We start from the raw sequence: 14,735 nt of genomic DNA on the forward strand, positions 1-14,735 counted from the left end.
TATCTGTCATGCGGGCAATAGCGTGCCCACTTTGGCTTGCTCGGCCATGCCCCACACGGCATCGATGAGACGCTGCAACTCTTCGGGGCGTGCAGCGCCAGCATACTGGCCCAGGCTGCGCATCTTCGCCTCGATCTCGGCGCGTGACAGCGTATTGCCCGGGTCGCCCTTGGGTTCGTCCACCCGGGCCGTCAATTCGCGGCCGTCCGTAGTACGAACCTTGACCTTGCCAATCCAGCGCTGCGGATAGGCCTGGTCGACCTCCTCATCCAGCGTCATGATCGTGCGTTCGCGCCAGGAGGCCATGGCAGGGTCTTCCAGAGCGGCGTCGAATTCGGCCAGTCCAGCACGCCCTTTGAGCGCGATCAACCCGAGCACGGTGCCCATCGAGAACTTTGACTGGTGAACGGTGGCGGGATGAGTAACCGGGCCCAGCACGTCGAGCGCACCCTGATGAACCAGGGCTTCGATGCTGGCGATATCGCTGGCCTGGAGGTGGTTGTCGCGCATGACGGCCTGCAGGGCGTCGGCGGCCGGATGCGTGTGGCGGCAGGATGCGTGATACTTGAAGGAGGTTTCGGCGAGGGCCCAGCGTTGACCCAGGCGGTCCGTGAGACGCTTGCGGTCGGCGTCGCTGGACATGCCGGCAGCCAGGCCTTGAGGGCCTTCGAAGATCTGACGCGCGCCCGTAAATCCATCGCGAGCCAGATAGGCCGCAGTGATGCCGGCGGCCACGGCATGCGCGGTGTGCAATTGTTTTGAATCCGCCGCGTCGCGCAGGAACTCCCACAGGCCGGCAGATTGCGTGCCCGCCGAACCCAAGGCATTGAGCATGGCCTCAGGGTCCAGGCGCAGCAGGCGCCCGACCGTGACAGCAGCAGCCAGCGTACCTACAGTTGCCGTTGTATGGAAGATCTTGTAGTGCGAGCGGCCGAGGAATTCGCCGATCCGGATGCCGACTTCATAGCCGGCAACCGCAGCGGTCAGCAGGTCTTTGCCGGACAGGCCCAGTGCCTGAGCCACGGCCAGCGCCGGCGGAAAGATTACCGCTGCGGGATGAAAGACGGAGCCGTTGTGTACATCGTCCTGTTCGACCACGTGTGCGGAGGCGGCGTTGACCATCGCCGCAAAAAGCGGCGTGCTGCGGCGGCGGTTCACCAGGATCTCCGAGGGGCCGTCAGCCGGACCCATGGTCTGAGCATAGTCGGCCATGATTTGCACCGGGCGCGCACTGGCGCCGGCCAGAATCGATGCCAGGGTATCCAGCAGCAGGTCCTCGGCGCGCCGCAGTACCGGCGCAGGGATGTCTTCGTAACGGAGTTGGCTGGCGAACGTGGCCAGGGCAGCGCTAGGAGAGAGGGTCATAGTGTTCAGAAGGAGCGAGGCAGGCCCAGCACATGCTCGGCGACATAGGAGAGGATGAGGTTGGTCGAGATCGGTGCGACCTGGTAGAGGCGTATCTCGCGGAACTTGCGCTCGACGTCATACTCGTTGGCAAAGCCGAAACCGCCGTGGAACTGCAGGCAGGCGTTGGCCGCCTCCCAGGAGGCATCCGCGGCCAGCAGCTTGGCCATATTGGCCTGAGCGCCGCAGGGCTGGTGCGCATCGAAGCGGCGGGCGGCTTCAAAACGCATCAGGCTGGCCGCCTCGACGTTGATGTGCGCGCGCGCGATGGGAAACTGCACGCCCTGGTTCTGGCCAATCGGCCGGCCAAAGACCACCCGCTCCTTGGCGTAGGCAGTGACTTTGTCCACGAACCAGTAACCGTCGCCGATGCACTCGGCGGCAATCAGCGTGCGTTCGGCATTCAATCCATCCAAAATATATTTGAAACCTTTGCCTTCCTCACCGATGAGGTTCTCCGCGGGGATTTCCAGGTTGTCGAAGAAGAGCTCATTGGTCTCATGGTTGACCATGTTCGGGATGGGCCGCACCTGCATGCCGTGTTTGACGGCATGGTGCAGGTCCACCAGAAAAATGGACATGCCTTCGGATTTGCGGGTCACCTGTTCCAGCGGGGTCGTGCGGGCAAGCAGAATCATCAGATCCGAATGCTGCACCCGGGAGATCCAGACCTTCTGGCCATTGATCACATAGCGGTCGCCGCGCTTGACGGCGGTGGTCTTGATGCGAGTGGTATCGGTGCCGGTCGTGGGTTCGGTCACCCCCATGGACTGCAGGCGCAGTTCGCCACTGGCGATTCGGGGCAGATATTCGCGTTTTTGGGCCTCGGAGCCGTGACGCAACAGAGTGCCCATGTTGTACATCTGGCCATGGCAGGCGCCCGAGTTGCCGCCGCTGCGATTGATTTCCTCCATGATGATGGAGGCTTCTGTCAAACCCAGGCCTGAACCGCCGTATTCCTGCGGGATAAGCGCCGCCAGCCAGCCAGCTTCAGTCAACGCGCGGACAAAATCGTCGGGATAGCCGCGTTCTTCGTCGATCTTGCGAAAATACTCAGCCGAAAACTGGCTGCAAAGGCTGCGGACGGCTTCGCGGATGTCCTGGTAGTCGTTCTGGGTATCCTGCATGGGCGGGCTATTATCGAGTTTGGAAAAAAGGAACAGGTCAGACTTTGCCGCAAAGGCGGGCGGCCTGCCAATTCCGCTTTGATTAATACTGGGTTATCCAAACCCGAAGCAGCAGGAAATCGCCGGTATGGCCACGTATTTTGACCTCACGGACCTGCAGTTGATGGTCCATATCGGAGACTGGCACAGTTTGACCAGAGCCGCCGAGAAAACTCATCTCTCGCTGCCAGCGGCCAGCACCAGGGTCAAAAATCTCGAAGAGCATCTCGGCACGCAACTGCTCTACCGGACCAGCCAGGGCGTGACGTTGACGCCCTCCGGAGAGGCGCTGACGCGTCACGCACGTACGGTGATGCAGCAAATAGAGCAGTTGCGCGGCGATATGCAGGAGTTCGCCCGGGGCGTAAAAGGCCACGTGCGTGTACTGGCCAACACGACGGCAAGTACGGAGTTCATGCCGGCAGTACTGGCCCGTTATTTGGCGGTGCATCCGGACGTCAACGTGGAGCTGCGCGAACGGCTGAGCTACCTTATCGTACGGGCGGTGGCCGACGGTTCCGCCGACATCGGCGTGGTGGCCGGATGCGCCCCGGATCCCAAGCTGCAATTTATTCCCTACCGCAATGACAGACTGGTGCTGGTGACAGGGAGCCGCCATCCGCTGGCAGTTGAAGATGCCGTGCCGTTTGCCGACACGTTGGGGTTTGACTATGTTGGCCTGTCGGAGTGGAGCGCTATTCATCCATTTCTGGTGCAGGCGGCTGCCGGGCTGGGGAGGACCTTCCGCTTCCGGGTCGAGGTAGGCAATTTCGAGGCCGCCTGTCGCATGATAGAAAGCGGCGTAGGGATAGGGGTCGTCCCGGAGTCTGTGGCATTGCGCTACGCGCGCGTGCTGGATATTGCCGTCGTGCCGCTGACGGATACGTGGAGCCTGCGGCAGTTGCATATCTGCGTGCGTGACCTGGAAGCTTTGCCCGTTTTTGCGCGCGAGTTGGTGCAAACCATGATCGATGACGTCCCGGCGAGCAAGCCTTTGGTGTGATGTCAAAAAATTGGTTCATCGAGGAATACCGGGGAATGCAGACCGGATCTTGAGGAAGAAGTACTCCTGATCGCGGTAGCCGTAGGCGCGGCGCTTGATGACTTTGATGGTGTTGTTGATGCCCTCGACGATGCTGGTGTTGAGCCGGTGGCGACAGCGAGACAGAATCCCGTGCAGATAGGCTTTTAGCTTGAGCGCGAAGTGAGCCAAGGCGGCGATGCCGCTGCCCTGAGCCTGTTGCAGCCAGTGATCCCATGCCTGGCGGGCGTAGCCGGGGTGTTGGTAGAACCACAGCTGTTTGAGCTCATCGCGCATCAGATAAGCGGTGAGCAAGGGCTGGTTGGCCTGGAGCAACTCGTCCAACTTTACCGATTGGCACGGATCGAGGTTTTTGCGATTGCGCAGCAGTAGCCAGCGACTGGACTTGATCACCCGGCGGGCCGGCTTGTCGTGCCGCAACTGGTTCGCTTGGTCTACACGCACCCGGTCTATCACTTCACGGCCGTACTTGGCCACGACGTGGAACAGGTCGTAGACGATCTCGGCGTTGGGGCAGTTGGCCTGGATCTCCAGCTCATAGGCCGTCGTCATGTCGATCGCTACGGCCCGGATCTGCTGGGCAACCCCAGTTGGCAGTTGTTCGAAGAAGGCTCTGGCCGTCTCGCGCGAGCGGCCATCACCGATCCATAGCACCTGACGGCGGATCGGATCGACAACGACCGTGGCATAACGATGGCCCTTGTGTAGAGCGAACTCGTCCATCGCTAGGTAGTGGATCTGGCTCCAGTCCGGCTCTTGGATCGCCCGTCGCAGCAGGGCCTTGTCCAGCGCCTTGACCGTGTGCCAACCCAGTTGGAAGAAGCGCGCCACGGCCAGAATGTTGCTGGACTCAAGCAACTGGCTGACCGCCTCGGCCAGCCGGTCGGTCACTCGCTGGTAACGGCCCAGCCAGCTCAGCCTCTCCAGATACGGTCCACCGCACTGCTCGCACCAGACCCGCCGACGCGGCACTACCAGCGTCACTCGCAGCGCCATTAGCGGCAGATCCCGCACCCGGCGCGTGGTCGTCTCATGCACCTGCCGACATCGGTTGCCGCAGTGCTCGCAGTGCATCGTTCGCGCTGAAGGCTTCAGGTAAATCGTGACCGTCCGGCTCTCACCTTCAGGCCACACGACCCGCTCCACCCGATAACCTTCCCACCCACCCAACCTCTCGATCGTCTTGCGGTCCAGCATGATCCCGGCCTTGATCCTTGAAAAATCAAGGATCAAGCGTAACGGCAATCAAGCACGGCTCCACGCTATTCCGCGATGAACCAAAAAATTGCCATTCTTGGCCGGGATAATCCACGCACCGCGCCCTACCGGGTTTTGGGCGCTAGCGCTTGGATGATTATGGCTAAGAATCTGCGGGTCGCGACGGCCCTGACCGCCACCATGGTGGTTTTCGTTTTTCTTTTCGTCGCGGCTGCCGCGGCGGGGGTGCTCGCGCTACGCGCCAACCGGACGCACATCGAGGCGCTGGGCCGGGGCAACATCGAGCGGGCCAATGAGTTGAGCGACACGTCAGCGCGTCTGTTTCAGGCACGGGCCCAGTTGGCCGATGCCAAGACCTTCATGGAAGGCGGGCTCGAAGAGGACCGCAATGCGGCGTTGGCGCGCGCCGATGCGTTGCTGAAGCTGGCAGCGCAAAGCGCCCAGCGTCTGCGCGAGAACCCCGATGAGGACGACCCCGGTTATGCCGCTGTCCTGGCCGCTTATGCCACGTTGGCGGACAAAGCGCTATGGCCGTTGGCAGCGGCCATCAAAGGCTGGAATGGCATCCAGGCAAATCAATTGAGCGACAAGATCCTGCCCACCGCCACGCAAGGCTATGTCAGCGCGGTCGACGTCTATCAGGCCCATGCACGCGAGCAGGGACGGCAGATGCTGCATCAAGCCGGCCTGATGGTCGACCGGATGGCGCTTGGCGCATTGGCTCTGTTGCTTCTGGTTCTGGCCCTGGCATTGATGATCCGGCTGGCCTTTCGGCGCGCGGTCTTGCGCCCCCTGACGGAGGCAGGCCGGCATTTCGAGCGCATCGCCGACGGCGACCTGACTGCGGGAATCGCCAACCGCGGTGACAACGAAATCGGGGTTCTCTATTCGGCCATGGGACGCATGCAGGGCGGACTGACGCAGGCGGTGGCCAGTGTGCGCAGTGGTGTGGAGGCGATTCATGACGGAGTGGGTGAGATCGCGGCGGGCGCGGGCGACATGTCCAATCGTGCCGCGCGACAAGCCGCCATCCTGCAGGAAACCGCTGCCAGCATGACTGGCCTGGCCAATACCGTCAGCCAGACCGCTCGCAATGCCGACTTGGCCAGCGGCCAGGCCGAAGGTGCGGCGCGTCTGGCCAGGGATGGCGGCCTGGCCGTGCAGAACGCCGTCCAGAGCATGCAGGGGATTTCCGCCTCGGCGGCACGCATCGGCGAAATCGTCGGCGTGGTTGACAGCATTGCTTTTCAGACCAACATTCTGGCGCTCAATGCCGCCGTGGAAGCAGCCAGAGCCGGCGAGCAGGGCAAGGGTTTCGCGGTGGTGGCGGCTGAGGTGCGCTCGTTGGCGCAGCGCAGCGCCCAGGCGGCGCGCGAGATAAAGGGGCTGATTGAGGAGTCGCGCGAGCGCGTGGCCGCCGGATCTCGGCAGGTGGAGCAGGCCGGGCAAACCATGGATGCCATGGTCTCGGCCGTCGACAGTGTCATGCGATTGGTCAGCGATATCTCCCATGCCAGCGCTGAACAGGCCGAGGGGATTTCCGCCATCAGTAACGCTGTGGCAGAGGTGGATCGAGACACTCAGGAAAATGCCGCCATGGCCGAACAGACGGCGGCGGCGGCCATGGAGCTGGAAACTCAGGCCCAGTCCTTGCGCGAGGCGGTAGCAGTGTTCCGGCTGCGCGGCGGACAGGGCAGCAGCGCAGCCGTGCGGTCAGATCGCCGGTCGGTAGGTCTCGAGCACCATGGGCAGGTCCCCTTTCTTGACCTTGTGCTTGACGTGGGCAGCCGCTGACGCGATGTCTTCGGGCCGGGTGCGCGCCCCGGCCTCGGCCAGTGCAGCCGGCTCTACGCTCAGCGCACCGATGCCCAGCGTCACGAAAGGGAAAAAGCGCAGGCTGCCGTAACGGTCTTCCGCGCGTATCCCCCCGGCGCCGCGCGCCTGGGCATCGTACAGGCTGGTGGCCCGGGAGTTGAACTCGTCGATCAGACGAGTCAGGCGGTCTTTCCAGTCCGGGCTGCGCAACGCGATGACGAAGTCATCGCCGCCTACGTGGCCGACAAAGTCGCGTTGCGCGTCGCAATGGCGGCGAATGATTTCGGCGCACAGCAATATCATGTCGTCGCCGCGCCAATAGCCGTAGACATCATTGAAAGGCTTGAAGTTGTTCAGGTCGGCGTAGCCGATGACGAAGACATTGGGTCCTTCCAACAGTTGCGCGATGTGCTTGCTGATGGGGATGTTACCTGGCAGCGACGTCAAGGGATTGGCGTAACGCGCGGCCTCCAGACGGATTTCTGTCACCGAGCGCACCAGCGCCTCTCCCGTACCCAGGCCTTCGTAGCGCCCCAGGCGCGTAATGATGAAACCGTCGGTCAGGTAGCGCTGGTCCGCCGAGGTCAGCACGTGGCTGAGTTGGTCGATGGAGGTGCTGATGTCGACCAGTACCGGTTCGGTATTCATAAAGGTATCGCACCGATTGCGTCCGAACAGGTCGCGGGTATAGCGCTCCGAATAGTGTTCGAGAAAATCTCGGCGGTTGATGATGCCGACCGGCCGGTCATGCTCATCCAGCACGGCCAGGGCATGCTGGTGGCGCTGCTCCTGAAAAATTCGATGCACGTCGTCGTTACTGTGGCGCGAGAGATACACCGCAGGGCCTTCGGTGCGCAGGTGCAGGGCGGTTCTGCCCGATCCGATGGTCTGGGTGGCACGCGGGACGGCGGGTAGCATCGCGCTGAGTTCTTCGGGCAGGCAGCGGGCCGGCTCAGTATCGGGGTAGCCCAGACACCAACCTTGAGCGTAGCGGATGCCCAGATCGGCGATGGTAAGCAGGTCGTCCTGGGTCTCGATGCCTTCGGCGACCACGGCCGTACCCAGTTGCTGGGCCACACCGAGCATGCCGCGCACCAACGACAGGCGGTTCTCATCGCGGCTGATGTCGCGGAAAAAATAACGATCGATCTTGACCAGATCGGGCCGCAGCTCCAGCCATAGCTGCAAGGAGGCGTGCCCGACGCCATAGTCATCCAGCGCCAGCTTCATACCGGCTTCGCGCAGGCAATCCAGGGCTTGGCGTAAGGTGTGCGTGTCTTCGCGCTCGGGCCTGTGATCTGTCAGCTCGATCACTATGCGATTGGCTGGAAGGCCGGAGTCGCCTTGCAGGCGTCGCGGCAAGTCCCGACCCCAGCGGCTCCAGTAGGCGAGAATCGTAGCGCCTGAGAGATTGAGAAAGAGTTTTCCCTGGCCCCCAAGGCGTAGATAGTTGGCCGCGCCCGCGCGGAATGACTCCCACTCCAACTCGTCGCGCAACCCCAGGCGGCTGGCCTCTGCAAACAGGACGTCAGGCAGATGCAGCGGACTGTCGGCCGGTCCACGGATCAGGCTTTCATGCCCGTATATCTTTCCCTGGCTCAGATCGGCGACAGGTTGGTAGCGCGCCTTGAGCAATCGTCTTTGTATCAGCCAGGGCAGATTGGCAGCGGGGGTTTCGGAATCTAGCAACGGGTTCATGCTTGGGCAAAAGAATGGCCGCTGGCAGCGGCAAAGATCCCATCATGAAGGCAGTTTGTGTCGTGATTGTTTCCATTTGTTATGGTCTGGATATTTACCGATAGCGAAGGGCCGCCTGCAGCCAGCAGCATTCTCATTGCCGGGGCTGCCTGAGCGCCTGGCCCGACTACAATAGGGACCATGTCTTCTGTCATCCCTACTTCTTTACGCCGCATCGTGCTGGCGTCCAACAATCCCGGCAAGCTGCGCGAGTTTGCCGCGCTGTTTGCGCCGCTGGGCATCGAGCTCGTCCCGCAAGGCGAGTTGGGCGTGTCTGAAGCCGAAGAGCCGCATCTCACATTTGTCGAGAACGCTCTGGCCAAGGCGCGGCATGCGAGCCTGGCTACCGGCCTGCCCGCATTGGCTGACGACTCCGGTCTCTGTGTGCATGCCCTGGCGGGTGCGCCCGGCGTGTATTCGGCCCGGTACGCCCAGCGCGAGACCGGTGCCGTCAAGGCTGACTCAGCCAATAACGCCTTGCTGCTTGAAAGGCTGCAAGGGCAGGCTGACCGGCGTGCCTGGTATGTGGCGCTGTTGGTCTTGGTGCGCCACGCCGAGGATCCCTGTCCGTTGATTGGCGAGGGGCATTGGCACGGTGAGATCGCCCAGGCGCCCGCCGGCGAACACGGGTTTGGGTACGATCCCTACTTCTACTTGCCCGATCTGGGGCGCACCGCCGCCCAACTGCCGCCGGCCAAGAAGAACGCGGTCAGCCATCGGGCGCGCGCGCTGAGCGTGGTTCTGAGCAAGTTGCAGGCACTCTGAGCGGCATGGCCATTACTATTCCTATCCGGCTGGACGGTGCCCCCGTGCCCCGATCAGCCGTATTGCTGCCCGCAGGCTCGGCGCTGACCAGCCTGCCACCGCTTTCGGTATATGTGCACGTGCCCTGGTGTGTGCGCAAATGCCCCTATTGCGACTTCAATTCGCATGCCGTGCCAGGCAAGGATATTCCTGAGCGGGCCTATCTCGACGCTTTGCGCGCGGACCTGGAGCAATCCCTGCCGCTGATCTGGGGGCGGCAGGTCATATCCGTGTTCATTGGCGGCGGCACTCCCAGCCTGCTTTCCTCGGCCGGATTGGACGAGTTGCTGGCCATGCTGCGGGCCTGCCTGAACCTATGGCCCGACGCCGAAATCACCATGGAAGCGAACCCGGGGACGGCGGAAGCGGGGCGCTTCATGGACTATGGTGCCAGCGGTGTGAACCGGCTGTCACTGGGCATCCAGAGTTTTGACGATACCCAGTTGCGCAAACTGGGACGGATTCATGATGCCAACCAGGCACGCGCGGCCATCGATATGGCGCAACGGGCCGTGCCACGCGTCAATCTGGACCTGATGTTTGCGCTGCCGGGTCAGGACCTCGACGCCTGTCTTGACGATGTACGTCAGGCGCTGGGGTTTGGCACCGAGCACCTGTCCATGTATCACCTGACGCTGGAGCCCAATACGGTCTTTGCCAAGTACCCGCCCGAAGTCCCGGACGACGATCTCAGCGCGCTCATGCAGGATGCGGTAAAGGCGACGCTGGGCGAGGCCGGGTTGGCCCGCTACGAGGTGTCGGCATACGCACGGGCTGGGGGGCGCAGCAAACACAATGTCAATTACTGGGAATTCGGAGACTATCTCGGCTTAGGGCCAGGGGCTCACGGGAAGCTGTCTTTTCACGACCGCATCATTCGCCAAGCCCGTCATCGCAATCCGGAATCCTGGATGGCCAAAGCCATGGCGCAGGATGGCAGCCACATTGCCGAGTCCCGCCAGGTCGGGCAGCAAGAGCTGCCTTTTGAGTTCATGCTCAATGCACTGCGTTTGAAGGACGGGGTGGCAGCCAGCACCTTTTCCGAGCGTACTGGCTTGTCGCTGGCCGGTATTGCGCACCAATTGGAGGCGGCCACGCAGCGCGGCCTGCTTGACGCCGACCCGACGCGTTTGCGCGCCACTGCCCTGGGTTGGCGCTTCCTGAATGATCTGCAGGAAATCTTCCTGTAAACAAAACGCACCACAATGAGGCAATCATGCCCTGTATTTTGCACAACAATGGTGCTAAATTGAGCTCGGCTTGTGTTCTGCCTCGGGATTTCCCCAGGGATAAACCTGGCACGCATATTGCTTTAGCTTTCTAGGCCTGTCGGGCACTATGCCCGTGACGCTTTTACCCAATGGAGATGACATGGCAAGCCCACAAGACGTTCTCAAACAGATCGCCGATAACGAAGTCAAGTTCGTAGATTTCCGCTTCACCGATACGCTCGGTCGCGAGCACCACGTCTCGGTGCCTGCCCACACTGTCGATGAAGACAAGCTGGAAAGCGGCCAGGCTTTCGATGGTTCGTCGATCCCGGGCTGGAAGGGCATCGAAGTTTCCGACATGCTGCTCATTCCCGACGTCAATACCGCCAATCTGGATCCGTTCCGCGAAGAAGCGACGATGATCCTGACCTGCGACGCCGTCGAACCCTCCGACATGAAGGGCTACGACCGCGACCCGCGCTCGCTGGCCAAGCGCGCCGAAGCCTACCTGAAGTCCTCAGGCCTGGGCGATACCGCCTTCTTCGGTCCGGAACCCGAGTTCTTCGTCTTCGATGGCGTGACCTGGAACACCGACATGTCCGGCACCTTCGTCAAGATCAAGTCCGAAGAGGCCCCGTGGTCCTCCGGCCTGGAGTTCGAAGGCGGCAACATGGGCCACCGTCCGGGTCTCAAGGGCGGCTACTTCCCCGTTCCCCCTGTCGATTCCTTCCAGGACATGCGTTCGGAAATGTGCCTGTTGATGGAACAGATGGGCGTGCCGGTTGAAGTGCACCACCACGAAGTGGCTGCTCCCGGCCAACTCGAAATCGGTACCAAGTTCAGCACGCTGGTTACCCGCGGTGACTGGAACCAGATCGTCAAGTACGTGATCCACAACGTGGCCCACGCCTATGGCAAGACCGCCACCTTCATGCCCAAGCCCATCGTCGGCGACAACGGTTCCGGCATGCACGTGCACCAATCCATCTGGAAGGATGGTCAGAACCTGTTCGCAGGCAATGGCTATGCTGGTCTGTCTGACTTTGCTCTGTACTACATCGGCGGCATCATCAAGCACGCTCGTGCCCTGAACGCCATCACCAACCCCGGCACCAACTCCTACAAGCGTCTGGTCCCGCACTTCGAAGCCCCGGTCAAACTGGCTTACTCGGCCCGCAACCGTTCGGCCTCGATCCGCATTCCTTACGTGGGCAACCCCAAGGGCCGCCGTATCGAAACCCGCTTCCCGGATCCCCTGGCCAATCCCTACCTGGCCTTCTCGGCCTTGATGATGGCTGGTCTGGACGGTGTGCAGAACAAGATTCACCCCGGCGATCCCGCCGACAAGAATCTGTACGATCTGCCGCCGGAAGAGGATGCAAAGATCCCGAGGGTGTGCGCTTCGCTGGAAGAGGCTCTGGCCGCTCTGGACAAGGATCGCGAGTTCCTGACCCGTGGCGGTGTGTTCAGCAATGAAATGCTGGATGCGTACATCGAACTCAAGATGGCTGACGTCACGCGCCTGCGCATGACGACCCATCCGGTCGAGTTCGACATGTACTACAGCCTGTAATACACCGAGGCTGAAGACCCCGTCCGCTTGCGTGGGCGGAGTCTGCTAGGGGCGGGTCATTCGACCCGCCGACTTTCCCGCCCCGGAGCCCACATGACGAATGTAGATGCCTTTGAGTTGCTTGCCACCTCCGTTTTCCTGTTGAACGAGCGTGGCCATATCGAGTATGCCAATGCCGCTGCCGAGGATCTCTTCGGCCGATCCCGCAAACAGTTGCGCGGCCAGGCAGCGCCCACGCTGTTTGACCACCCAGAAGCCTTACAGAATTCCATAGATGGCGCCGTCGGCGGCAAATTTTCCGACGTACGTCAACTGTCTTCCTTGCGCCGCGCCAACGAATCGATCGAAGTCAACGTGACGACGGTTTCCTGCCCGGGCCAGCGCTGGCCTGTGTTGGTCGAGACGCGCGAGATCGAGCAGCGAGTGCTGGCCGACCGCAATCATCGCCTGGTCGACGAGATCGAGTCCCATCGTGAGCTGCTGCGCAATCTTGCCCACGAGGTCAAGAATCCTCTGGGCGGTCTGCGTGGCGCAGCGCAGTTGCTGGAAGCCGAGCTGCCTAGCCCGGCGCTGGCTGAGTACACCCAAGTCATTATTTCCGAGGCCGACCGCTTGCAGGCTCTGGTGGATCGCCTGAGCGGTCCGCAACGCGTGCCGCTGCATGCGCGCCCGGTCAATATTCACGAAATCTGCGAGCGCGTATGCGCGCTCATTCAGGCCGAGTTCCGTGATGACGTCGGCATTGTGCGCGACTACGACGCTTCCATGCCTGACGTGCAGGGTGACGCTGCGCGCCTGATGCAGGCCGTGCTCAACGTGGCGCGCAATGCAGCCCAGGAACTGGTGCTGCAAAAACCCGGCTCCGGTGTTTCGCCGCGCCTGATCACCCTGCGCACGCGGGTGGCCAGGCAGGTCATGCTGGCTCATCGTCATCATCGTCTGGCGCTGGTGTTGTCCATTATCGACAACGGCCCGGGAGTTCCAGAGCACATACGTGACCGTATTTTTCATCCCCTGGTGACCGCCCGCGCGGGCGGAACCGGGTTGGGCCTGAGCCTGGCGCAGGATTTCGTACAGCAACACGGCGGCATTATCGAATTCGAGTCTCGGCCTGGCCACACTGAATTCCGCCTGGTATTACCGATGGAGCCCTTCTGATGAAACCCGTATGGATAGTTGACGACGATCAGGCGATCCGTTGGGTGCTGGAAAAAGCCCTGGCCCGCGCCGGGATTGCCACGCGCAGCTTTTCCCAGGCTGCCGACGTCCTTGACGCGCTCACGCGCGATATGCCTTCGGCGCTGGTGTCCGATATTCGCATGCCGGGCGGCGATGGCCTTGATCTGCTGCGGCAGATCAAGGAGCGGCATGCCGGCCTACCTGTCATCGTCATGACGGCGTTCGCCGATCTCGATAGTACGGTCTCCGCCTTCCAGGGCGGCGCATTCGACTACCTGGCCAAGCCTTTCGATGTCAACGAGGCCGTGGCGCTTATCCAGCGCGCCATGCAGGAAGTGGAGCCCCAGACCGAGGCCGAGGCTGACGCATCGGTCAACGATCGCTACATGATGACGCAGTCATCATCGACGGCGATGCAGGAAGTCTTCCGTGCCATCGGGCGTCTGGCGCAATCGAAGGTCACCGTCCTGATCACCGGAGAGTCCGGCACAGGTAAGGAATTGGTTGCACGGGCTTTGCATGGTCATGGCGCGCGTGCAGGAGGCCCGTTCGTCGCCTTGAACGCAGCGGCAATTCCTCGCGATCTGCTCGAGGCCGAGCTCTTCGGTCATGAGCGCGGTGCATTTACGGGCGCCAACACCTTGCGTCGTGGCCGCTTCGAAGAGGCACATGGCGGCACGCTGTTTCTAGACGAAATCGGCGATATGCCCATCGAGCTGCAGACGCGTTTGCTGCGCGTGCTGGCGGAGGGCAGTTTCTATCGCGTGGGCGGCTCCCAGCCTGTGCGGGTCGACGTGCGCATCGTCGCGGCGACCCACCAGCCGCTTGAGCAGCGCGTCGAACAGGGCCTCTTCCGGGAGGATCTGTTTCATCGCCTCAACGTCATTCGCCTGCGCTTGCCGCCTTTGCGCGAACGTACCGAGGACATTCCGGCGCTGGCCAATCATTTTCTGGCGGTCAGTGCCAAGACCTTGGGCGTGCCGGTTAAACGCCTGACGCCGGAGGCAGTGGCCGTGCTGATCAGGTTCGACTTTCCCGGTAACGTGCGGCAGTTGGAGAACTTCTGTCACTGGCTTACGGTCATGGCGCCGGGACAGACCATAGATCGTAATGATCTGCCCCCTGAGATACGGGCGATCGAGCATGTGCCCTCCAATCCGCCCTTGCGCGTGCAGGGGTATAACGATGGCGGCTATCTCCCACCTGCTCAGCAGGGGCGTCCGGCGGCAGCCGGAGGCAGTTTTGGTGCCGACGACTTGCCTCGGAGTTGGCAAGAGGCGCTGCTCAAGGATGCGCAGTATCGGCTCGAGCGTGGCGAGCCCGCTGTCATGGCCACGCTTACGCGCCAGTTTGAAAAAATCCTTCTGCAGAGCGCTCTGGATGCCAGCCGCGGCCGCCGGGTCGAGGCGGCGAGCCGGTTGGGGATAGGGCGCAACACCATCACGCGCAAACTGCGCGAACTTGGAATTGCCGAGGATTGAACCTATGGTCGCCCATCCCCAACAAGCCGCTCATTGAGCGGCTTTTTTTGCGCCGGCGGTATGGCGAGCTGCCCGTCGTGCAGATCGCTCAGACCCGCAGTTTTT

11 protein-coding genes are annotated in these 14,735 nt (G+C 62.1%); 7 read left to right on the forward strand and 4 right to left on the reverse strand.

All coding sequences use genetic code 11. From position 1 onward, the window contains the following. Nucleotides 1–6 precede the first annotated feature (6 nt). Both LK440_RS06500 and LK440_RS06505 read right to left on the reverse strand, forming a co-directional pair. The gene (locus LK440_RS06500; RefSeq protein ID WP_005014082.1) at nt 7–1,365 is read right to left on the reverse strand and encodes an MmgE/PrpD family protein; all 1,359 of its coding nucleotides are present in this window, start codon (nt 1,363–1,365) and stop codon (nt 7–9) included. Between the two features lie 5 nt (nt 1,366–1,370). Next, a complete protein-coding gene (locus LK440_RS06505; RefSeq protein ID WP_005014081.1) occupies nt 1,371–2,531 on the reverse strand; it encodes an acyl-CoA dehydrogenase family protein in 1,161 nt (386 codons plus the stop codon). Between the two features lie 127 nt (nt 2,532–2,658). On the opposite strand from LK440_RS06505, the gene LK440_RS06510 reads away from it, so the two are divergent. Then, nucleotides 2,659–3,573: a LysR family transcriptional regulator gene (locus LK440_RS06510; protein ID WP_005014080.1), complete on the forward strand. Its 915-nt coding sequence runs from the start codon at nt 2,659–2,661 to the stop codon at nt 3,571–3,573. A 15-nt stretch (nt 3,574–3,588) separates the two neighbouring features. Here the strand turns inward: LK440_RS06510 and LK440_RS06515 are convergent, their stop codons facing one another. Beyond that, the gene (locus LK440_RS06515; protein WP_005014079.1) at nt 3,589–4,809 is read right to left on the reverse strand and encodes an ISL3 family transposase; all 1,221 of its coding nucleotides are present in this window, start codon (nt 4,807–4,809) and stop codon (nt 3,589–3,591) included. Between the two features lie 159 nt (nt 4,810–4,968). Here LK440_RS06515 and LK440_RS06520 point away from each other — a divergent pair, with 159 nt between their 5' ends. Continuing rightward, nucleotides 4,969–6,624: a methyl-accepting chemotaxis protein gene (locus LK440_RS06520; protein WP_017685591.1), complete on the forward strand. Its 1,656-nt coding sequence runs from the start codon at nt 4,969–4,971 to the stop codon at nt 6,622–6,624. Here the strand turns inward: LK440_RS06520 and LK440_RS06525 are convergent. After that, nucleotides 6,544–8,343 carry an EAL domain-containing protein gene (locus tag LK440_RS06525; protein WP_017685592.1) on the reverse strand — a complete coding sequence of 600 codons (1,800 nt, stop codon included), beginning with the start codon at nt 8,341–8,343 and terminating at the stop codon, nt 6,544–6,546. The two genes, LK440_RS06520 and LK440_RS06525, sit on opposite strands and share 81 nt — an antisense overlap. A gap of 180 nt (nt 8,344–8,523) precedes the next feature. Here LK440_RS06525 and rdgB point away from each other — a divergent pair, with 180 nt between their 5' ends. The 5 genes from rdgB to ntrC all read left to right on the forward strand — a co-directional run bounded on the left by rdgB (nt 8,524) and on the right by ntrC (nt 14,630). Further along, nucleotides 8,524–9,147, forward strand: a complete 624-nt coding sequence (gene rdgB / locus LK440_RS06530) for an RdgB/HAM1 family non-canonical purine NTP pyrophosphatase (RefSeq protein ID WP_005014076.1) — start codon at nt 8,524–8,526, stop codon at nt 9,145–9,147. A 5-nt stretch (nt 9,148–9,152) separates the two neighbouring features. Next, nucleotides 9,153–10,376, forward strand: coding sequence for a radical SAM family heme chaperone HemW (gene hemW / locus LK440_RS06535; RefSeq protein ID WP_005014075.1), 1,224 nt, complete (start codon nt 9,153–9,155; stop codon nt 10,374–10,376). A gap of 181 nt (nt 10,377–10,557) precedes the next feature. Continuing rightward, nucleotides 10,558–11,970: a type I glutamate--ammonia ligase gene (gene glnA / locus LK440_RS06540; protein ID WP_005014074.1), complete on the forward strand. Its 1,413-nt coding sequence runs from the start codon at nt 10,558–10,560 to the stop codon at nt 11,968–11,970. 93 nt (nt 11,971–12,063) lie between these two features. After that, entirely contained in the window at nt 12,064–13,128 is a 1,065-nt protein-coding gene (glnL, locus tag LK440_RS06545; RefSeq protein ID WP_005014073.1) for a nitrogen regulation protein NR(II), read from the forward strand. Further along, nucleotides 13,128–14,630 carry a nitrogen regulation protein NR(I) gene (gene ntrC, locus LK440_RS06550; protein ID WP_005014072.1) on the forward strand — a complete coding sequence of 501 codons (1,503 nt, stop codon included), beginning with the start codon at nt 13,128–13,130 and terminating at the stop codon, nt 14,628–14,630. Before glnL ends, ntrC begins: the two co-directional genes overlap by 1 nt. Nucleotides 14,631–14,735 lie beyond the last annotated feature (105 nt).

Origin of the sequence: Bordetella holmesii (assembly GCF_020735985.1) — a bacterium.
Classification (GTDB): Bacteria; Pseudomonadota; Gammaproteobacteria; order Burkholderiales; family Burkholderiaceae_B; genus Bordetella; species Bordetella holmesii.

Coding starts and splice junctions, on each gene's coding strand:
- LK440_RS06500 (WP_005014082.1), bottom strand. CDS start 1,365: ATGACCCTCTCTCCTAGCGCTGCCCTGGCCACGTTCGCCAGCCAACTC.
- LK440_RS06505 (WP_005014081.1), bottom strand. CDS start 2,531: ATGCAGGATACCCAGAACGACTACCAGGACATCCGCGAAGCCGTCCGC.
- LK440_RS06510 (WP_005014080.1), top strand. CDS start 2,659: ATGGCCACGTATTTTGACCTCACGGACCTGCAGTTGATGGTCCATATC.
- LK440_RS06515 (WP_005014079.1), bottom strand. CDS start 4,809: ATGCTGGACCGCAAGACGATCGAGAGGTTGGGTGGGTGGGAAGGTTAT.
- LK440_RS06520 (WP_017685591.1), top strand. CDS start 4,969: ATGGCTAAGAATCTGCGGGTCGCGACGGCCCTGACCGCCACCATGGTG.
- LK440_RS06525 (WP_017685592.1), bottom strand. CDS start 8,343: ATGAACCCGTTGCTAGATTCCGAAACCCCCGCTGCCAATCTGCCCTGG.
- rdgB (WP_005014076.1), top strand. CDS start 8,524: ATGTCTTCTGTCATCCCTACTTCTTTACGCCGCATCGTGCTGGCGTCC.
- hemW (WP_005014075.1), top strand. CDS start 9,153: ATGGCCATTACTATTCCTATCCGGCTGGACGGTGCCCCCGTGCCCCGA.
- glnA (WP_005014074.1), top strand. CDS start 10,558: ATGGCAAGCCCACAAGACGTTCTCAAACAGATCGCCGATAACGAAGTC.
- glnL (WP_005014073.1), top strand. CDS start 12,064: ATGACGAATGTAGATGCCTTTGAGTTGCTTGCCACCTCCGTTTTCCTG.
- ntrC (WP_005014072.1), top strand. CDS start 13,128: ATGAAACCCGTATGGATAGTTGACGACGATCAGGCGATCCGTTGGGTG.